Here is a 17,981-nt window from a genome sequence, read left to right on the forward strand (position 1 = left end):
CCTGGTGCTTACTGGTGTCGGTATTTGTTGACCATCGGGCAGTCGAACGGGTCGCGTGCCGCTAGCCCTACCCGGTTGAGGTAGGAGACCACTGCACCATAGGAAGCGGTGATGCCGACTTCGGTGTAGGGGACTTTGAGGCGTTCGCAGTGTTCGCGGACGATGAGCGCGGCCTGACGTAGGTGTGGGCGGGGCATGTCTGGGAACAGGTGGTGTTCTATCTGGAAGTTCAGCCCGCCGAAGGCGTTGTTGACGAAGGACCCGCCGCGGATGTTCCGGGAGGTCAGGACTTGTTTTTGGAAGAAGTCGAGTTTGCTGTTCTTCGGGATGATCGGCATCCCTTTGTGGTTGGGGGCGAAGGACGCTCCCATGTAGATGCCGAAGACGGCCAGTTGCACGCCGATGAAGGCAAATGCCATGCCGGCGGGCAGGAACCAGAACAGGATGCCGAGGTAGGCGCCGAACCGGACCGCGAGGAGCGCGAGTTCGATCCAGCGGCCCTGGACGGTTCCGGGGCGGAAGAGGGTGGCGATCGACTTGGCGTGCAGGTTCAGTCCCTCAAGGGTGAGGAGGGGGAAGAAGAGGTAGCCTTGGCGGCGGGTGATCCAGGCGTGGAGTCCGGTGGCCTTCGCGGCGTCTTCCGTGGTGAAGGAAATGGTGTCGATTTCGATGTCGGGGTCCTTGCCCACCACGTTGGGGTCGTTGTGGTGGCGGGTGTGTTTGTTCATCCACCACTGGTAGCTGATGCCGACGATGCCGGCTGCCAGGATCCGTCCGGTCCAGTCGTTGGCGCCGCGGGTCTTGAAGATCTGCCGGTGGGATGCTTCGTGGGCCAGGAACGCGATTTGGGTGAAGACGATGCCGAGGACGGCGGCGATCAGCAGTTGGAACCAGGTGTCGCCGAGTAGGGCGAACCCCGTCCAGGCGGCGCCCATGGTCACCGCGAGGGCAGTGAAGACCGCGACGTAGAAGCGGCGGCGACGGTTCAGCAGACCTTCCTTGCGCACCTGCTTGAGCAGGGTGGAATAGGAAGCGACAAGGTCGTTGGGCTTCGAAACGCGGACGCTACGGGTAGGGATGGTAGTGCTCATTGTTTGATCCTTAGTGAACGAGACCCCCGGTCGGTAAAAAAACCGTAGGGGTCCTGCCGGTGAGCGGGACCCCTACAGTTGCTGTTGCTTCTTAGGTCCGGTTGGCGGTGTTGTGGTCCGTCTTCCGGCGAAGGATCAGCGCCAGGCCGATCATCGCGATGCCCAGGAACAGGTGCAGCCAGTTATCCGCATCGTTCAACGGGACGAAGTTAGCATCGGAGTTCTGATCGATCACCAGTCCGTAAACCCAGAGCACCAAATAGATCACGCCTCCAACGAGGAGGTAGTTCTTGGCGTTCGAGTAGGTACGGGCAAGCGCCAGGCCTGCGATACCGAAGAGTAGGTGGACAATATTGTGCAGGATCGAAACTTGAAACGTGCCCAGAAGCAACGCTTCGGATTCGTGCCCTGCCATGCCGATTTGGTCCATCTGACTGGTGACCCCGGGAACGAAGCCGAGGATACCAACGAGCAGAAACACAGCGCCTATGGCCATTGCAGCTTTCTGCATGGTCGTCTTGTCGCGGGTGCTGTCGACCCTGTTGTGATGCGTGGTCATGATTAGCTCCTAAAGCTACGTATTCGGATTCCTTGAATACTGACGAGAGTTAGATGGCGTTGCTGGTGAACCCGCCGCCGAGCAATGGGCGAAGAGTGAAGTCATGGTAGGCGTAGCCGAAAGGATCATTAGAACGGAACAAGTTTCGTAGCGGGTCCGGGCTACGGAAACTCACAATTTCGACTGCAGCGTGGAACGGGATGAGCCATCTTCGTTACCGTCGTGGTTTGGATACCTCGAATAGGCAAGCAGATTTCTGGAATCACCCGTTCGACAATGTAAGCATGCTTAGGATCTGAATACAAGAGGGGTGTTTGTGGAACGTCAGCCGACAGCCCTTTCCTGGCCTATCGCCGTAGTGCGGCCCGGATTTCGCGTTGCCTGCACGCCGAGCGCAAGCATCGAAATTACCACGCGTGAACTCAGTGTGATGGGTGTCAATGAGATGAACGGCGCGGTACCGGGAGCATCAGTGGCGTCAGAAGACGACGCTGGTCTGGTAGCCGATCATCCCGGCTGCTGCGACGATGTCTCGGAGCACGGCGGGAGATTTCAAGGGGGCGGAGAACTCCGGGGCTGCAGGCATTGAATCGTCCGTCCACAGGACTGTAACCGGGCGCCCGCCGGCCATTGCAGAGGGAGCTACGACGCCGGCCAGGCGTGGCCAGGCGTCATGAATAGCACGAGCCCAGGCCCGGGTGCGGGCCTTCTTGGCCAAAGCGACCTGCGCCGATGCTCCGGCCCTGGTAAGCCATAACCCTCGAAGGTCGGCGATTGCCACGTCACGAGTAGTTCTGAGTGCCGTCACATACGGATCGTTCCGGTCCACGTCGACGAACCTGGTCTGCTGGAACACTTCTGCCAGACATGTCAACACGTCGTCGCCGAGGTAGGCAGCTCCGAGTGGCGCGTAGTCGGCCTCGGGGAGTGGATGGGGGTCCCATCGGGAGCTGACGACAGGGCCCCAGGTTCGGACCCTGTTCCAGGGTGTGATGAACGCCGAAGAGGTGAAATGCACGCGCCACAAAATACTTCCGGCAGGCAGCACAACCGTCTCGCAGCCGAGGGCCCGAAGCTCATCAGTAGAAGGCGGGTACTGGTCTGCAATCAATATCCAACCGCCAGCGCGGCGGCCATGTTGAGTACGGGTTCCGCGGTGCCACCGGCCTCCAGCCATGCCTTCACCGTGACGGGCTCTCCGTCGAGCTCAAGGTCAGGCTGTGGCGTCAGAAAAAACCCCGCCACGGCCTGCGGGTGCAGCTCCGGTAATGCTCCTAGTATCAGATCCAGGCGAGGCATCACTTTGCCGGCGGGGGTGAACTGCCAGTCCGGGAAGACGATGCGCCCGTTGATTAGGTAGGAGAACAACTTCCGTTCCGCCTTGTAGTGCCTGATGGTGGACGGCGACAGCCCAAGCCGGTTGGCCACGTCTGCGGCAGAGTGTGATGTGGCGTCCCCTAAAACGCGCGCTGCGGTGCTGTGCGCCGAGGAGCGCGCAACGTCCTTCCGTGTGGCGGAAAGCCCAGAATGGGCCTCCCAGAACGTGCGGTCACGGGCTGGAAGATTGGCCCCGGAATTCCTGTTCTGTAAATTTTCCAAGGCGTCGATCAGGTCGGCGGGGGAGAACGAGAGGGATGTACGGGCTAACCACTCCTCCACGCTTGGCGGCCGGGCATGTTCCGTGGCCGAAGTACCCGGATTGTCGATCGTCATTGCGGCGCCTTTCGCTTTCCCACAGTATATGCCAGTGCCGTTAATTGTGGGAGGGGTTGGTTCGGGGTGCCCGCTGGCGCGCAATCTCAGTTGACCGTTGATGCAGGCAGCCCAGTCGAGTGAATAGTGATTCCGGGTGCCGGTTCCAGCGTTCCGGTCAATCCGCTCTCGATGTGCAGCACGAGTTTTCTGGCCCCGCTCGGCGTGGGCGTGGGGAACCAAGGCCGGCCACGATTGACCAGTATGAGCAGACCTTCAGGATCTCCGACGGGTTGAAATGTTGGCGCCCCGCTACCGTACAGGTCGACGCCGAGAACTGTCCTGGCAGCTGACGCCATCGCCGGAACGTCGTCGGCGGCGATGCCGACTTCGCTGATGCATTGAACGTGCTTGGGTTGAACGGCCCAGCCTGGTCATCGAGGATGGCTCTGCGGATGATGAACTCAAGAATGTTGCCGTCTGGGTCAGCGAAGTAGAGGGAATGTGCGTTCCAGTGTGGTGACGTTTCGAATTCGTCCTGGCCGTCGGCGTCGAGAAGCAGGGAAACACGCCGGGCTGTCCACTGCTTGGCGCTGTCAAACATGAGTCGGGGGATGGTGAACGCAAGATGCTGCCTGCCCTGATCACGGGCCCCCTCCTTGAGGATGATCGTCGACGTGCCCGCCCGAATGGTGAGGGTGCCGTTCTCCCGGGTGGTGGGGAGGCCAAGAACGGAGCCGTAGAACGTTTCTGCACGGGGGAGATCTTCTGTTTCGAATTCAACTGACATTATTCGCATGCGTCATCTCTAACACGCCTAAGCTGATTTGTGGTCGAGCCGGATGGTTCTGGTTTTCATGGTTATAAGGGTTGTTCCGGCGATCATTCGATACCGATTGAGCCCCGTGGCGCACCGTGCGTGGTTAGGTAGGTGGATGGCGATGCACGAGGACGAGGTCAGTATCGATGCAGAGATTGCGCGCCGGCTGGTCTACGAGAATTTTCCGCAGTTTCACTCGGATGATGTCGAACCGTTCGACTCTATGGGGACGGTGAACGCCATCTTCCGGGTGGGTCAGGGCGCTGCCGCCCGGTTCCCTCTCCGGGCAACAGACCCCGTTGTGGCGACAGAATGGTTGCGGCGGGAGGTGGACGCGGCGCTCGAATTCGCGGCGAGTTGCCCCTTCCCTACACCTCGCCCGATCGGACTCGGTCGACCGGGTCAGTCCTACCCGATGCCGTTCGTGATGCAGACCTGGTTGGAGGGTGACACCGCGACACCCACTGGACTGGGCGACTCGGATGCGTTCGCCGGAGACATTGAGTTACTGCTCTCGTCATTGAGGGCTGCCGATACGCACGGTAGGACCTTCACCGGCGAGGGCCGTGGGGGTGTGATCGATGATCATGATGACTGGATGAGGACCTGTTTCTCACGCAGTGGTGGTCTGGTCGACGTTCCCGTGTTGAGCTCCATGTGGCGGACGTTTCGTGGCCTTCCGCCGGCCAGGTCGGCGGTGATGAGTCATAAGGACCTGAACCCGGCGAACATTCTCGTCCGAGGGGATCGCATCGTCGGGATACTGGATGCTGGCGGGTTTGGACCCGCCGACCCGGCGCTCGACCTTGTTGCCGCTTGGCACCTGCTCGACGATGACCGGCGGGGTCATGTGCGCTCGCGACTGCAGATCACCATGGAGGAGTGGCTTCGAGGCGCCGCTTGGGCGTTCGTCCAGGCAATGGGGTTGGTCTGGTATTACAAGGAGACTAATCCGATGATGAACGCGCTCGGCAGGAACACCTTGCAGCGGCTCATTGAAGATAGCTCGACCCCGCGCTGACAAGCGATCGCGGCAACGAGCCGGAAAGGCGGGTGCAATGAGCTGCACGATAGACCGGAAGCGGCTGCTCCAGTTACGGCTTGCCGCCCAACTGATCCGGAACGACGACGGCGCCCGGCCACCGGTTCGGGATGTCGTCGACCGTCTCCTGGCGATGCAGGCGCAGGACTTCAACCAGGCGCTGTGGGCTATTGGTCTGCGGTCGCCCGGCTCAACCCGGGACGATGTCCTTGCGGCGCTTCAACGCGGCGACATCATCCGGTCGTGGCCCATGCGCGGTACCTTGCACTTCGTGCTCCCGGCCGATCTGCGCTGGCTTCTCAGTCTCACCGCAGAACGCCTGGTTGCCGGCGCTGCTGCCCGCCATCGCGAGTTGGGGCTCGACCAGACGACCCTCGAGCGCGCACGCGGTGTCGCCCTGACGGTGCTGGCTGGCGGCAGACAGCTGGGCCGTAACGAGTTCCTTTCTGCGCTCAATGCGGCAGGCATCGACACCGGCGGCCAACGCGGCTACCACCTGATCTGGTATCTGGCGCAGGCCGGCACACTCTGCTGGGGTCCTCCCGCCGGCACGCAGCAGGCGCTGGTGTTACTTGACGAGTGGGCACCCTCCGGCGCCCAGCTGGACCGGGAGGAAGCGCTGGGCCGTTTTGTCCTTGGCTACTTCACTGGGCACGGTCCGGCTACACTCCGGGATTTCGTCTGGTGGTCCAAACTGACGGTTGCCGACGCGAAGGTCGGTTTGGCAGTGGTCCGGGGCCACCTGACAGAGCTGATCTGCGACGACATCGCCTACTGGGTGGCTACGACGCGATCCGAGGACAAGCCGCGCTCCTCAGGCCTGATTCTTCTGCCCGCATTTGATGAGTACGTTATCGGTTATCAGGACCGTTCACCGGTGCTCGTGCCCGAGTACGCGCAGCGTATAGTCCCTGGCGGCAACGGGGTGTTTAGGCCCACGGTGGTAACGCACGGCCGGGTCACCGGGACCTGGCGCAGATCTGCGGACCGGTCCGGTAGCCCAGTCGCCGATCCGTTCGAGCCAATGTCGATGCGGGATGAGCGGGCGTTCCTCGCGGCGGGACGCTCCTACGAGAGGTTTATCGCCGCCACGTAACAAGCCGCGCTGAAACTAGTTCTCGAGCCGTGCCTCGTGCAGGCGGTCGTCGAGCTCTTCGAGATCCTTCACCGCCGCGCACAGCAGCAACTGTCCAAACGTCGGTGCGGACAGGACCGGTGCCGAACCGAGAGCAATGGCTACTCCATCGGGCTGGGCAGCAAGCGGGTGGGTGGCGGTCCGTTCGCATAGCTCGCGGGCATCGAGCACCGCGCGAACCAGCGGATGCCGCAGTGCTTCCAATCCGGAGAGTCGCTGCTCGGAGCTCTCAATCCGGCGGCGGGGGATCCTGGAGGCGTCAGGAGTTTCGGAGGCGCCAACCATGACGGCGAGGTTGCCAGCTTGCGCGGCGTAGGAGCGTGCCAGGCGGCGTCCGGTGGGTGATGGCCGTTGCGATTCCATGCTGCCTTACGTTGAACGAAGGCAGCACCCCAGCGGGCTGCCCGTACTGCATCACCGGCACATCGTGTACTGGCCGGATGGCTTAGCTGTTGGGGTTAACGCCCCGAGCACACAGCCGGTTCCTGATTCCGACGATAGTAAGCTCCGGACATCCAGGCAACAGTCAGTATGCTTTCTTTATTCGACTGTAATGGATCTCGCCGGTCTGGGACCACTTCGTGACAAGATCGCCGGCAGCGAAGAGGAGGATCCTATGTCTCGTTGGTCGCCTATTGTGGACTCATGTCCATCAGTTCGGCTCCCGGCTGGGGCGCCTCACAGGTAGAACGTACTGTTGAAACAGTGTTGCCAACGCGCTACGGCGTGTTCCGGATGGTGGGCTACCGCGATGCCAAGGATAATGAGCACGTTGCCCTGGTCCGCGGTGATATCGAGGGAACCGTGCCACTGGTGCGAGTCCACTCCGAATGCCTTACCGGAGACGCACTTGGCTCCTACCGCTGTGACTGCGGTGAACAGCTAGCTGCCTCGCTGCAGCGCATCAGCGAGGAAGGCGCCGGCGTCGTCATCTATGTCAGGGGCCACGAGGGCAGAGGCATCGGCCTCCTCGAAAAGCTCAGCGCCTATGCGCTGCAGGACCAGGGGGCGGACACGGTGGACGCCAACACTTCCCTCGGTCTCCCGGTCGATGCCAGGGACTACCGGCAAAGCTCCGGGATCCTTCTCGATCTCGGTATCACTCGAATCCGGCTGCTCTCCTCCAACCCGGCCAAGCAGGAGGCGCTGGAGAGTGGCGGTATCACGGTCACCGGACGCAGCGGGCTGAACGTGACGCAGCGCCCCGAGAACGCAGGCTACATTGCCGCCAAGCGCGCCCGGATGAGGCACGACGGCGAACCCGCCCAGGATGTGTGGCGCCAGCTCACTGAGGGGGTACTCCCGCGGGGGTCTGTTCACGGGCTCGCCTCCGAACTGCTTACGCGGTACGGCCCCCTGGTCCAGGCGATCCGCCCGGAGGGCCGGCTGGTGATTGGCCAGCTCGGGCAGAGTCTCGATGGGTTTATCGCGTCGCGCACCGGCGACGCACGGTTCGTCACCGGCAGCGAAGACCGTGAACACCTGCACCGGCTTCGCGCGCTCGTGGACGCCGTGGTTATTGGAGCATCAACAGTCACGTCCGACGACTGCCAGCTCACTGTCCGCGCCGTTGAAGGACCCAACCCGGTCAGGGTGGTGCTGGATCCGCGGGGTCGGATCCCCCTGACCTCCTCCGTTCTGACCGACGGCGCGGCTCCCACCCTCTGGGTGGTTGGCAACGAGACAGTCGTGCCGATAGACCTCGCTGCGCAGGTGCACGTCCGGCGCCTGTCGGCCGAGGAGTTCGAGCCACGGCACATCCTTGACCTGCTGGCGGATCTCGGTCACCCGCGGGTCCTGGTGGAAGGCGGCGGGCAGACGGTGTCACGCTTCCTGGAGGCGGGTGCGCTCGACCGGCTGTACCTCACGTGTGCGCCCATCCTGGTGGGCGACGGCGTGCCGGGTATCCGGTTTACCGGCAGCGATGCGCTGTCAGAGGCCCTCACCGCTCCGGTGCGGCGCTTCGAATTTGGCAGGGATATCTGCACCGAGTTCGACTTCTCGGCCACTGTTCCCGCCTCTGTTGCGTAGGAGCCCGCGACCGGCCAGCACCAGCAGCAGTGCGGCGCCGGGCAGCACCGACACCAGCGCCAGCAGTCCGTAGCCCACCGACACCTCGAGCCCCAGGGCGCCCGGGTACCCGACCATCATGAACGCCAGCGCGGCTACTCCCTCGCGCGGACCCCACCCGCCCAGGCTCAGGGGAATGGACATTCCGGCCAGGCAGATCGCTGCGAGAACGACGACGTCGGACGCGTTCACCTGGGGTGCCGTCAGTGTGGCTGAGACCGCAAACAGTGACGCGTAGGACGCCCAGCCAAGCACCGAGAGCGCCCACACGGCGACGGCGGTCCGGCCGGGAAGCCGCCGCAAGGACGGTCCTGCGGCAAGGAGTACCAGGACCGAGCCGACGGAAACAGCGGCAGCAAGCCGCCAGTCGGTGGTGAGGAGTGCTGCCGCGGCGGCGAGGAGTACCACGACGGTGCCGGCCAGGCGTTCGCCCAGCACCGAGCCGATGCTGCTCAGCCAGGTGGACCGATAGGCTGACCGCTGCCGGGCCGTGCGGAAGGCGTCGCCGGCGAGCCCGCCGGGCAGCACCGAGTTCAGGAATGAGGCCTCGTAGCATTCGACGAGGGCGCCACCCCGGGGGAGTTGCATGTCGAATCCGTTGGAGACCAGCCGCCAGCGTTGAGCTTGGGCTGCGGTCCCGAGCAGCCCGAGTCCCAGTGCTGCGGCAACCGAGGAAACCGTGAGTGCTTCTGCTCCCGCGGTAAAGGGTGCGGTGCCGAAGGTCTGCACCAGGTAGTAGATCAGCACTGCGGCGCAGGTGGCCTGGAGAATCGCCAGCCAGATCCGGCGCGTCATTGTTGAGGAGTCACAGTTGAGGAGTCATGGTTGGGGAGTCATGGTTGGGGAGTCACGGTTGGGTGGTCACTGCCGGGGCGGCAAAGCCAACAGGTCCCGGTGACCAATGGTCAGGCGTAGTGAGCCCTCCGCGGCCTGGGCACTCCGACGAGATAGCCATTGCCCCACGTCGTCGGCAAGGTCGGGGTCTTCTTCAAGAATGGCGGCGGCCCGGTCGTTGAGGAACCGCTCAATGAGTTGGCCATGATCGGCTGTGAGGTGCCACGGTGTTTCGACGGTGCTGACGGTGAAGCCAGCCTCGGCGAGGAACCCGGCGGTGAGGTCAACGCCCCGTGGACCGGCGCGGCCTCCGCGATTCTGGTGGGTGTTGAAGGTGTCGTTGAGCAAGTCGTCAAGGGGATCCGCGGGTTGAATGCTCATGACCCCGGTGACGCTGAGGCTGAACAACGCGGCAGTCTTCGTTTCAGCCAGGGCGGAGCACAGGGCCCGGAGTTGCGCCGGGGTGAGCAGATCCAGCAGGGCCGAGCAGGTGACGAACCGGGGTCCGTCCTCCGGGGTCGCTTCGCCGAGGATCCGCCCGAGGTCTTCAATCCCGGCAATCATTGCTTCGGTGCCGGTGACGCCGTCAACCGGGGGAGCGCTCAGCGTGTGCTCCAGCAGGCCAGGGTCGTGGTCAATCAGGATCCAGTGCTGGGACAGTGACGGTTGAGACAGTGACGATTGAGATAGCGACGGTGAGGACAGCGACGGGTGGGACGGGTTCAGCTGCGGGGCCAGCCACGCCTGGTTGGCTCCGGTACCCGCTCCGAGGTCGAAAATCCGGATTGTCCGGGCGTCGTCGTCGTTGGGCAGCCTACCCTCGGTGAGAAAAGCCTGCAGCCCGGCGATGAGGGGCCGGCTGGCCTGCCGGGCGGCTTCGTCCGCGGGGCGACGCAGCGCGAGCCAGTCGCTGCTGATCGGACGGAGTGCATCGGGGTCTGCTGCGGTCACTGATGGATGATGTCCAGAAGCATTGTCGCGGTGTTGGCCCATGTCGGCAGTGTATCGCGACGGCGCAGGGCGGCGTCCCGCCAGGATTGGCGTAAGGCCTGGTCGGTGAGCCAGACCCGCAGCAGCCTGGCTAGCTCGTCTGGATGGTGGGGGTCGACGACGCCGCCAGGCAGCATCCCCGAAGCACGATCAGGGGCAGAACCGGTAATGCCTACGGTGTCGCCGGCGAGGGCCTCGACGGCGCCGGTGCCAGCGCCCACCACACCGGGCACCCCGCGGGCCAGTCCCTCGGTGACCACCATTCCGAAAGTTTCAGCTACCGAGGGCAGGAGTAACAGGTCAGTCTGGTCCCATTCGGCGTCTAGCCCTGACCCCTGCAAAACCCCGGGAAACGTCACCCGGCCAGGTTCGAAGCGGCCGGCGAGGTCCTTCAGCACCGTTACGTGGGAGCTGCCCTGAGGGCCTGCACCGCCCACAAAAGCGGCGGTCCACGGCAGGTCGGCAACCTCGGCGAGCGCAGTCAGCACCATCGTGTGGTTCTTCCGGGGCGTCAGGGACCCCAGCATCAGCAGGTGCGGGGGAGTGCTCCCCGCGGCGACCGCCGCGGGTTCGGTTCCAGGAGGCGCCACGTGCACCCGGTCCAGCTGGTAGCGGCGGAGCAGGTCGTTCCGCGCCCACCTGCTGGTGCAGATCACACCGCTGGCTGACTGCAGTGCTGCTTCCTCGGATGCGGCGAAAGCGGCCATTTCCTGTTTGGAGAGACCGGTTTCCGCGGGTAGTGGGAGATGTAGCAGTACCCAGACGGTGGTTCCGGCGTCGACGGCTGCGCGGATCGCCTCGGGTGCTGCGGACGCGATAATCCCATCGACCAGGACCACCGGCTCCTGGCGGAGCGCAACTGCCAGCGCCTGATGGTCCTCCGGTGAGGCATTCGGCCAGTCGCCGCGTACCGGGGAGCTGGCGACGAGATGTCCGGCTTCACCAATCGCGGCGGCCAGGTGGTCGTTGTAGATGGTGCCGCCGCTGATTCCGCCCAGACCGCCCGGAATCACCAGACCCAGCTCCATGTCGTGACTAGCCCGGGACGTCTGCTGCGGTGAAGTCCGCCGAGTAGCCAGCCCACGCGTCCGGGTGTTCGCGGAGCACCACGTCCAGCCCGGCGAAGAGCGACGTGTCGAAGCGTCCACTGAGCTCGTCGGAGATGTAGCGGGCAACGGCTTCGGTGGTGGAAAGGACGCCGTCGAAGTCGGGATGCTCATCAAGGTTCTTGTACCGCAGGCCGTCCAGCACCTCGCCGAGCATGGCGGTTGCTTCGCCGATGTCGATCACCACGGCATGTTCCGTCAGTTCACGACGCCGCCACGTCACCTCCACCACGAGTGTGGCGCCATGCAGTCCCTGGGCTGGGCCGAAGAATGGGTCGGGCAGGCTGTGGGCGATCATCACGTGGTCGCGGACGGTCAGGCGGTACATGGATCTCCTCGAGGTAGGGCTGTCGGCGGCGCCGTACGGGTCTAGCTGGGGGATTCGTTGGCGCCCGGGTAGGTGATCACATGGCACAGGGCGGGCAGGGCGCCGCTGGAGAGGTCGCGCATCACGTTGGGAAGGTCTTCGAACGGAGAGGTTCCGCTTAACAGGGCATCGAACGCTGGATCCTTGAGGGCGTCCAGGGCGACTGCGAGCCGGTCCTGGTGGGTTCGCCGGGCTCTGCGCGGGGCAGCAATGGCTCCCACCTGGCTTGCCCTGATGCTGAGCCGTCGGGCGTGGAAATCGGCACCCAGCGGTACCTCGGGCACGTCGGTGCCGTACCAGGACATTTCGATCACCTCGCCTTCGTCGCCGAGGAGGCCGAGCCCCAGCGCCAGGCCGGCCGCCGTGGAGGAGCAGTGGAACACGATGTCACAGTCACCTAGAGCATCGTTCGGGGGCACCCAGTCGATCCCCAACTGTTGTGCAAGGTCAGCGCGGGAGGGGTCCGGGTCCACCAGTTGGAGTCGGTCCAACGGGAACCGCCGCAATAGTGTCGCCACCACCGCGCCGATCATGCCACCGCCGACGACGGCGATCCGGTCGCCGATGCATGGCCGGGAATCCCAGAGGGCGTTGACCGCCGTCTCGACGGCGCCAGCCAGCACGGCGCGCTCACTCGGGACGCCGTCGGGAATCACGGTGAGGGCGGAAACCGGGACCACGTACAGGTCCTGATGGGGGTAGAGGCAGAAAACCCGCTGGCCCACGAGGTCGGCAGGTCCGTCGTCCACAACGCCAACCGATAGGTAACCGTACTTCACTGGGCCGCCGAAGGTGCCCTCCTGGAAAGGGGCCTCCATCAGGGCGGCCACCTCGGGTGGGATGCGTCCGTCGTGGACCAGTGTTTCGGTGCCCCTGCTGATTCCCGAATACAGGGTGCGGACCAGTGCATGGTCGGGTTCCAGCGCCGGCAGGGGGGCCGTACGTAGTTCGCCGTGGCCGGGCTTGATGGTCCAGTACGACTGGCTGTGCTCAGAAGAAGTGCTGTCCATAACTTGATTATGCCCTGCGAGCCCAATGCGGGTTCCCAACCTTTTGCCAAAGTTCGTCAGTAAGCTGGGCACATGATTACTGTCAAGGGAACCATCAGCACACCCCTCTCGCCGTCAAAAGCTTTCGCCTTTCTCTCCGAGTTTGAGCACACCAGCGAATGGGATCCAGGCACTCCAGTGGTCGAGAAGCGGTCCATCGGCCCCGTGGCTGTTGGCCACCGATACCATGCTGAGGCGGAGTTCCGCGGAAAGCGTCAGCCGATCGAGTATGAGGTAACCGAACTGCGCGAAGGCCACATCAAGTTGCGCGGAGAAAACAAAACACTGGTCTCGTTTGATTCCATCGACGTCGTCCCTTCGGGGTCGGGCAGCGACGTTACCTACACCGCAGAGTTCGAGTTGAAGGGCTTTCGCCGGATTGCTCAGCCCTTCGTGAAGCCAGCGTTGAACTCCTTGCGTGACCCTGCATTGAATGGTCTGCGGGACAAACTGAACTCGCTCGTCTAGTTCGACAGGCAAGCCAGTGGCGCAGATAAGTCGGCGGGCCAGATTCGATGCGTCGGCCGCCGTCCTGGGCTCGATCGGCGTCGGCATTGTGTTGCTGGCAGTGAACAATTCCTACACGGTGACCAACCTGGCGGCGGTGGTGGCTGGACTGACGCTGGTGACGGTGGCCGCGCTGAGTGTAGTGCGACGTCAACCCTCCTATTCGGGACCAGCTGACCGCGTCACGCTGTTCCGGGCGGTGCTTGCGGGTGGGTGCGCCACCATCGTGGTGCTGTCGTTCTGGGGTACGGTTCCCACCCGGTCCTGGTGGTTGGTGCTGCTGGCTACGCCGGCAGTGCTGCTGGACGCTGTAGACGGGGCGGTGGCCAGACGGACCGGCACAGCCTCCAAAGCAGGCGCTCGCCTCGATATGGAAACTGATGCCATCCTGCTGCTGGTACTCTCCGTCCCCGTCGCCATGACCGTCGGCTGGTGGGCGCTGCTGATCGGGCTGATGCGGTATCTGTATGTCGCTGCGTCTTGGTTCCGTCCGGCACTCAGGCGTGAGCTGGAGTTCAGCCAATTTCGCAGAGTTGTAGCCGCCACCCAGTCAGTGGTGCTGGTGGTAGTGCTTGTCCCGCTGGTGCCGGTGGCGTTCGCGACGTCGTTAGCTGCGGCCGCGCTCGCGTTGCTGTGTCTGTCGTTTGGACGGGACGTGGTGGCGTTGGAACGGAAGGCCGCCCTGGGGGCAATCTGACCTGGCGGAACGGCAGCAGTTTCCCAAAGCCGCTGCGAAACCTTGACAGGGCGCTGTAGCACAAAGCATGCTTAGATTGTTGCCCCAGTCCCCGGCAGCCCGTCCAATAAATGGCTGCTATCAAGGGGACAGTTCACATGATTTCGACGGGTAACCGGCGTCAGATCCATGTTCAGGATCCGCAGAGACTGCGTGCCTCGACAATCGCATTAGGCTCCCGGGCGCATTCAGCATGCCCGATGAAGGCTCACTCGCTAGCACCAATTGTGAGTATTTGCTGCGTACTGGGCGATTAGTCCGGGCAAACAGACACCACACCACGCACGGAAGGCGGATCAGGGGTGGAAAGCTATCGGAAAGCCTGGACAACGGTCTGGAGTATCGTGCTGGCGGTTGGCCTGGCGGCGTTCCTGGGAGGAATAGTGCTGGTCCTGGTGCTGGCGTTGTTCGCCGCGGCCACCTTCCCACCGGTCATCTCTTGGTGTTACCGGCTCCTGGGAAAGCCACACCGCGTTCCTGATTCGCCCGCAGCCACCGCCGTGCGGCACGACAACACCACCGCCCTGTGGCACGACAACACCACCGCCCTGTGGCACGACAGAACGGCCGCCTCTCGCAGACCTGAACCGGCCCTCTTTTCCCAGCCGGTCCGCCAGCTCAGTGAGGCTGACCTCTGCCGGATCTGGCGTTGCACCTACCTCGTGGTGATCCGCGCCAGCACAGCGCATGACTTGAACCGGTTAGGGACCCTGCGCGGAGACTGCCTGGATGAACTAGAGCGCCGCGACCCGGCAGCCTTCGCAGCGTGGGTGAAATCCGGTGCTCGCGCCTCTGGAGACCCCGAAAAGTTTTTCGCCCCCACACTAAAAAACCCCCGCAAGGGCGCTGTCTAGGCGGCCTCTAGCGGCTGCCCACATACCGAATTTCCGCTAATCAACAGGATCCCCTGAAAGGAAGAATGGTTATGGACTACAAGAGCTTGATTTCACCGGAAGACCCGTTTCCCGTTGACCTCACCAGTCTCGATGACACAGAGGTCCAAGTACTGAACAGCCGGATACACCGGGCACTCGAAACGGAGTTCCGGGCTTTTGGTACGTCCGACCCGAAAACGGAATGCCGAAAAGAATTCCTGACCGAAGAACTCGACCGGCGTGACGCCGCGACCATGACCGCCGCCACCAAGGTTGTGCACGCCGTGGGGCTTAGATGGTTATAGTCCGGTTTAACAGGGCTTCTGCCACTTCGTGGAGATTCCGCTGGTTGGCCCGTGCGTAGTGTCGAATACGATGAAATGCCTCGTTTGTGTCAACGTTTTGGAGGTGGGCGATCATGCCCTTGGCTTGCTCGATGGGAATTCGGCTGTTGAGAGCCTCCTGCAACTGCTCATTGACGACCTCCGATTCCCGGACCAGGCGTTTTTGCAGAATGCCGATGGTCGACACGTCAGCCAACGCCTGTCCGATCGCTACGTCCTCTTCGGTGAGTTCTCCGACGTCGGTCCGGAACAGGTTCATTGCCCCGATAGTTCTGCCGTGTAGACGGAGCGGGAAGGCGTGAACCGAACGAAATCCCTGTGATGTCGCCGCGTCCCTGAACTCAGGCCAGCGGTCCTTGGTTCCCGCGATGTCGCGGATGGTCACCGGGACCCCAGTGGTGTAGCACTCGATACAGGGCCCGGCACCGGATTCCTGCTGGAGCACCTCAACCAGTTGGCTTTCTTCGCTGGTGGATGCCAGCACCTGGAGCACCCCATCCGGGCCAGCCAGCATCAACCCAGCGGCCGTGGCATCAAGCAACTCGACGGTCTGCTCAACCAACGTGTAGAGCAGGTCCAGCACGTCGTAATCACCGACCAGGGTGTCGGCAATTTTAACGAAGGCAGCGCTGACCCGGCTAGACCGGGTGGCCATGTCCATACCACGATGTTATCAAGTTCCCGTTGTTTCCATCAGAGCATAGAGGGGGTGAAATCTATTCGCCTACCCAACACGTCGTCCGAGGTTTGGCGGAGGGTCAGCCCGTTGGCGAATGCGTGGCCGCGCAGGATCAGCAAAGCATCGGCGGCCGTGCCGCCAGTCTGCGCCAGCACCATCCCGGTAGCCTGATGAATTTCCCGGCGGGACATCCATGAATAAGACCGGTGTTCGCCGTCGTCGGGGTCTGACGCAAGGATGCTACGCAACAAAGTCCAGGCCGCACCGTCGGCGAGGGATCGCGCCGTTGCAAGATCAGATCGACTCAGGGGACCCGGACTGGTGCAGTACAGTTCGACCACCCCAATGTCCATGACGCCGATAGCCAGCGGGAAGATGAAGAGGGCCTGTGCGTCTGTTTCCAGCAAAGCATTACCGAATACTGGCCAGTTGCTATGGGAGTCTGAACGCACCCGGGGAACGAGCACCGGTGCCCGGGAACGGATGGCAGTCCACCGTGGACCTTCACCCAGATCGAACTGCAGTTCATCCAGCCGGGCCGCGAGGGCATCGCTCGCCCATAAAGTGGTTTCCTGTAGCGATCCGCCGAACGCGGACAGGGCGGCTCCGGACACCGGCAGTGCGTCGATAAACGAAGTACCTACGGTGGAACACACTTTTTCCAGCGCGGATGCCGTTCCATCAGCCATTGGTCCACACCAATCCAAACGTGCACGACGTCGCGCCAGCAAGGGAGGGTGCCTGTGCACCCGGGGCGCGCAAAGCGGACAGCATCCTCCTCGCCCTTCCTCACGGCCGCCGACTCCCAGGGCAGTAGGGCAAACCGTGCCGAACTTGAAATTCCTCTAATTTTAGACGCATTTGATGCAGCAGGAATAGATGTCACCGAACACGCGTCCGTGCACTGATCCGCGTACTATTCGCCAGACCTTGCGTACGCGGAGAGTGGAAAACAAGTAGTCCTACGTAGGATCCGCGAAAAGTCAGGTAGGTGCCACTCATGTGCGCGGGCCAGGAAGTTCCTAGATTGGGCCTTGTCAGCATCTACATTTTAGTTGAAGGCCTCGAAGATGACTCAGTCAGTAGATTTCGCTGTAAGTCGGCCCATCGTCGATGAACCGACAGTCATTCCATGTCGTCTCACTATCCAGATCATCGGAAGCCTCATCGTAAGGCGCGGTGACACAGTGCTCAACGCGCGGCAGCTTGGCGGACCTAAACCCCGGCAGATCCTGGAGCTGCTTCTCCTGCAGGTTGGACATCCCGTGTCCAAAGATCGGCTGATTGAGCGCCTTTGGGGAGGAAACTCGCCAGCAGAGCCGTTAGCGACCCTCGAAAGCTACATCAGCGTTCTTCGTCGTAACATTCAACCCGGCGCGGGAAAGGCTGGGCCTTTGCGGACCGTTGGGGGCGGGTATGTCATGGATCGCGAGCTCGTTGACCTCGACCTCGATCTCTTTGCCTCGCGTCTAAAGGCGGCACACCGATGCACTGACCCCGCGGGGGCCTACGAATTGCTGTGCACTGCACTGAGTCTGAACCACGCACCACTGTTTGGCGATGAGCTTCGGCCCGCATGGGCAGACGAGGAACGCGCGCTCCATGCGGCACGGGTTGCCGAGGCATGCGTCCTCGCCGCCGAGGCTGCGGCATTCCTGGGAAGAGCTGCCGAGTCCGTGACCTGGGCAAAACAGGCTTTGTCAGCAGACCTGCTGAATGAACGTGTCTGGACTGCGCTCATCCTCGGATTAGAACAGAATGCGCAGTTTGCGGAAGGACTGCAATGTTATGAACAATGCCGGCAGACCTTCGCCCGGGAACTGGGCTGTGCTCCGGCTTCCGTCCTGCAGGACGCTTACGCTCGGCTTCTTCGCGCAACAGCATCCGGGGAGGATGAGCTGGGACCGCTTTTGTCGGCCATCCTCGTCCTTCATCGCCAGCTTTCGGACCGTTTGGAGACGAACACTTTAGGTACGGTGCAGTCGACGCCCTCTGTTCGGAGCGCATTGATGGACGCCCGCAACATCAGGGACGCCCGCGAAATCATCACGTCATTCCTGATCCGCGCGACGCCAACGGCCTAGG

At 62.9% G+C, this 17,981-nt stretch carries 21 protein-coding genes; 8 read left to right on the plus strand and 13 right to left on the minus strand.

Annotation, left to right across the window (positions count from 1 at the left end; genetic code table 11):
* Positions 1-8 precede the first annotated feature (8 nt).
* From ACX80A_RS12360 to ACX80A_RS12380, 5 genes are all read right to left on the minus strand, one after another.
* Positions 9-1,091 carry a fatty acid desaturase family protein gene (locus ACX80A_RS12360; RefSeq protein WP_459260037.1) on the minus strand — a complete coding sequence of 361 codons (1,083 nt, stop codon included), beginning with the start codon at positions 1,089-1,091 and terminating at the stop codon, positions 9-11.
* A gap of 91 nt (positions 1,092-1,182) precedes the next feature.
* Positions 1,183-1,650: a DUF4383 domain-containing protein gene (locus ACX80A_RS12365; RefSeq protein WP_459260038.1), complete on the minus strand. Its 468-nt coding sequence runs from the start codon at positions 1,648-1,650 to the stop codon at positions 1,183-1,185.
* Between the two features lie 478 nt (positions 1,651-2,128).
* Positions 2,129-2,668 carry an RES family NAD+ phosphorylase gene (locus ACX80A_RS12370; RefSeq protein WP_459260039.1) on the minus strand — a complete coding sequence of 180 codons (540 nt, stop codon included), beginning with the start codon at positions 2,666-2,668 and terminating at the stop codon, positions 2,129-2,131.
* An 89-nt stretch (positions 2,669-2,757) separates the two neighbouring features.
* Positions 2,758-3,363, minus strand: a complete 606-nt coding sequence (locus tag ACX80A_RS12375) for a hypothetical protein (RefSeq protein WP_459260040.1) — start codon at positions 3,361-3,363, stop codon at positions 2,758-2,760.
* Positions 3,364-3,520: 157 nt separating this feature from the next.
* Positions 3,521-4,132 (minus strand): VOC family protein, encoded by a 612-nt coding sequence (locus ACX80A_RS12380; RefSeq protein WP_459260041.1) that lies wholly within the window; start codon positions 4,130-4,132, stop codon positions 3,521-3,523.
* Positions 4,133-4,277: 145 nt separating this feature from the next.
* On the opposite strand from ACX80A_RS12380, the gene ACX80A_RS12385 reads away from it, so the two are divergent.
* On the plus strand, positions 4,278-5,183 hold the full coding sequence (locus ACX80A_RS12385; RefSeq protein WP_459260042.1) for a phosphotransferase: 906 nt from the start codon (positions 4,278-4,280) through the stop codon (positions 5,181-5,183).
* A gap of 37 nt (positions 5,184-5,220) precedes the next feature.
* Positions 5,221-6,300, plus strand: a complete 1,080-nt coding sequence (locus tag ACX80A_RS12390) for a winged helix DNA-binding domain-containing protein (RefSeq protein ID WP_459260043.1) — start codon at positions 5,221-5,223, stop codon at positions 6,298-6,300.
* A gap of 15 nt (positions 6,301-6,315) precedes the next feature.
* Here the strand turns inward: ACX80A_RS12390 and ACX80A_RS12395 are convergent, their stop codons facing one another.
* A complete protein-coding gene (locus tag ACX80A_RS12395) occupies positions 6,316-6,702 on the minus strand; it encodes a hypothetical protein (protein ID WP_459260044.1) in 387 nt (128 codons plus the stop codon).
* Positions 6,703-6,984: 282 nt separating this feature from the next.
* Between ACX80A_RS12395 and ribA the strand changes: the two genes are divergently transcribed.
* Positions 6,985-8,370, plus strand: coding sequence for a GTP cyclohydrolase II (gene ribA / locus ACX80A_RS12400; protein ID WP_459260045.1), 1,386 nt, complete (start codon positions 6,985-6,987; stop codon positions 8,368-8,370).
* Here the strand turns inward: ribA and ACX80A_RS12405 are convergent.
* The 5 genes from ACX80A_RS12405 to ACX80A_RS12425 form a co-directional block, all read right to left on the minus strand.
* Positions 8,272-9,204, minus strand: coding sequence for a lysylphosphatidylglycerol synthase transmembrane domain-containing protein (locus ACX80A_RS12405; RefSeq protein ID WP_459260046.1), 933 nt, complete (start codon positions 9,202-9,204; stop codon positions 8,272-8,274). The two genes, ribA and ACX80A_RS12405, sit on opposite strands and share 99 nt — an antisense overlap.
* Before the next feature lie 66 nt (positions 9,205-9,270).
* Entirely contained in the window at positions 9,271-10,194 is a 924-nt protein-coding gene (locus ACX80A_RS12410) for a hypothetical protein (RefSeq protein ID WP_459260047.1), read from the minus strand.
* Entirely contained in the window at positions 10,191-11,261 is a 1,071-nt protein-coding gene (locus ACX80A_RS12415; RefSeq protein ID WP_459260048.1) for a glycosyltransferase family 4 protein, read from the minus strand. Before ACX80A_RS12415 ends, ACX80A_RS12410 begins: the two co-directional genes overlap by 4 nt.
* Before the next feature lie 7 nt (positions 11,262-11,268).
* Positions 11,269-11,667 carry a 6-pyruvoyl trahydropterin synthase family protein gene (locus tag ACX80A_RS12420; protein WP_459260049.1) on the minus strand — a complete coding sequence of 133 codons (399 nt, stop codon included), beginning with the start codon at positions 11,665-11,667 and terminating at the stop codon, positions 11,269-11,271.
* Between the two features lie 41 nt (positions 11,668-11,708).
* Entirely contained in the window at positions 11,709-12,716 is a 1,008-nt protein-coding gene (locus ACX80A_RS12425; protein WP_459260050.1) for a zinc-dependent alcohol dehydrogenase, read from the minus strand.
* A 72-nt stretch (positions 12,717-12,788) separates the two neighbouring features.
* Between ACX80A_RS12425 and ACX80A_RS12430 the strand changes: the two genes are divergently transcribed.
* The 4 genes from ACX80A_RS12430 to ACX80A_RS12445 all read left to right on the plus strand — a co-directional run bounded on the left by ACX80A_RS12430 (position 12,789) and on the right by ACX80A_RS12445 (position 15,178).
* Complete coding sequence (locus ACX80A_RS12430; protein WP_459260051.1) at positions 12,789-13,223, plus strand: SRPBCC family protein; 435 nt, start codon at positions 12,789-12,791, stop codon at positions 13,221-13,223.
* Positions 13,224-13,239: 16 nt separating this feature from the next.
* A complete protein-coding gene (locus ACX80A_RS12435; RefSeq protein ID WP_459260052.1) occupies positions 13,240-13,959 on the plus strand; it encodes a CDP-alcohol phosphatidyltransferase family protein in 720 nt (239 codons plus the stop codon).
* A 341-nt stretch (positions 13,960-14,300) separates the two neighbouring features.
* Entirely contained in the window at positions 14,301-14,852 is a 552-nt protein-coding gene (locus ACX80A_RS12440) for a hypothetical protein (RefSeq protein ID WP_459260053.1), read from the plus strand.
* Between the two features lie 71 nt (positions 14,853-14,923).
* Positions 14,924-15,178, plus strand: coding sequence for a hypothetical protein (locus ACX80A_RS12445; RefSeq protein ID WP_459260054.1), 255 nt, complete (start codon positions 14,924-14,926; stop codon positions 15,176-15,178).
* On the opposite strand, the gene ACX80A_RS12450 is transcribed toward ACX80A_RS12445, so the two are convergent.
* Both ACX80A_RS12450 and ACX80A_RS12455 read right to left on the minus strand, forming a co-directional pair.
* On the minus strand, positions 15,165-15,878 hold the full coding sequence (locus ACX80A_RS12450; protein WP_459260055.1) for an ANTAR domain-containing protein: 714 nt from the start codon (positions 15,876-15,878) through the stop codon (positions 15,165-15,167). The genes ACX80A_RS12445 and ACX80A_RS12450 overlap by 14 nt on opposite strands.
* A gap of 32 nt (positions 15,879-15,910) precedes the next feature.
* Positions 15,911-16,585, minus strand: a complete 675-nt coding sequence (locus tag ACX80A_RS12455) for a GAF and ANTAR domain-containing protein (protein ID WP_459260056.1) — start codon at positions 16,583-16,585, stop codon at positions 15,911-15,913.
* A 381-nt stretch (positions 16,586-16,966) separates the two neighbouring features.
* Between ACX80A_RS12455 and ACX80A_RS12460 the strand changes: the two genes are divergently transcribed.
* Entirely contained in the window at positions 16,967-17,980 is a 1,014-nt protein-coding gene (locus tag ACX80A_RS12460) for an AfsR/SARP family transcriptional regulator (protein ID WP_459260057.1), read from the plus strand.
* Position 17,981: the final 1 nt, after the last annotated feature.

This window comes from Arthrobacter sp. TMN-50 (assembly GCF_054511125.1).

Excerpts from the sequence above, each read along its gene's own strand:
- ACX80A_RS12360 (WP_459260037.1), bottom strand. The coding sequence starts at position 1,091 with ATGAGCACTACCATCCCTACCCGTAGCGTCCGCGTTTCGAAGCCCAAC.
- ACX80A_RS12365 (WP_459260038.1), bottom strand. The coding sequence starts at position 1,650 with ATGACCACGCATCACAACAGGGTCGACAGCACCCGCGACAAGACGACC.
- ACX80A_RS12375 (WP_459260040.1), bottom strand. The coding sequence starts at position 3,363 with ATGACGATCGACAATCCGGGTACTTCGGCCACGGAACATGCCCGGCCG.
- ACX80A_RS12380 (WP_459260041.1), bottom strand. The coding sequence starts at position 4,132 with ATGTCAGTTGAATTCGAAACAGAAGATCTCCCCCGTGCAGAAACGTTC.
- ACX80A_RS12385 (WP_459260042.1), top strand. The coding sequence starts at position 4,278 with ATGGCGATGCACGAGGACGAGGTCAGTATCGATGCAGAGATTGCGCGC.
- ACX80A_RS12390 (WP_459260043.1), top strand. The coding sequence starts at position 5,221 with ATGAGCTGCACGATAGACCGGAAGCGGCTGCTCCAGTTACGGCTTGCC.
- ACX80A_RS12395 (WP_459260044.1), bottom strand. The coding sequence starts at position 6,702 with ATGGAATCGCAACGGCCATCACCCACCGGACGCCGCCTGGCACGCTCC.
- ribA (WP_459260045.1), top strand. The coding sequence starts at position 6,985 with ATGTCCATCAGTTCGGCTCCCGGCTGGGGCGCCTCACAGGTAGAACGT.
- ACX80A_RS12405 (WP_459260046.1), bottom strand. The coding sequence starts at position 9,204 with ATGACGCGCCGGATCTGGCTGGCGATTCTCCAGGCCACCTGCGCCGCA.
- ACX80A_RS12415 (WP_459260048.1), bottom strand. The coding sequence starts at position 11,261 with ATGGAGCTGGGTCTGGTGATTCCGGGCGGTCTGGGCGGAATCAGCGGC.
- ACX80A_RS12420 (WP_459260049.1), bottom strand. The coding sequence starts at position 11,667 with ATGTACCGCCTGACCGTCCGCGACCACGTGATGATCGCCCACAGCCTG.
- ACX80A_RS12425 (WP_459260050.1), bottom strand. The coding sequence starts at position 12,716 with ATGGACAGCACTTCTTCTGAGCACAGCCAGTCGTACTGGACCATCAAG.
- ACX80A_RS12430 (WP_459260051.1), top strand. The coding sequence starts at position 12,789 with ATGATTACTGTCAAGGGAACCATCAGCACACCCCTCTCGCCGTCAAAA.
- ACX80A_RS12445 (WP_459260054.1), top strand. The coding sequence starts at position 14,924 with ATGGACTACAAGAGCTTGATTTCACCGGAAGACCCGTTTCCCGTTGAC.
- ACX80A_RS12450 (WP_459260055.1), bottom strand. The coding sequence starts at position 15,878 with ATGGACATGGCCACCCGGTCTAGCCGGGTCAGCGCTGCCTTCGTTAAA.
- ACX80A_RS12455 (WP_459260056.1), bottom strand. The coding sequence starts at position 16,585 with ATGGCTGATGGAACGGCATCCGCGCTGGAAAAAGTGTGTTCCACCGTA.
- ACX80A_RS12460 (WP_459260057.1), top strand. The coding sequence starts at position 16,967 with ATGACTCAGTCAGTAGATTTCGCTGTAAGTCGGCCCATCGTCGATGAA.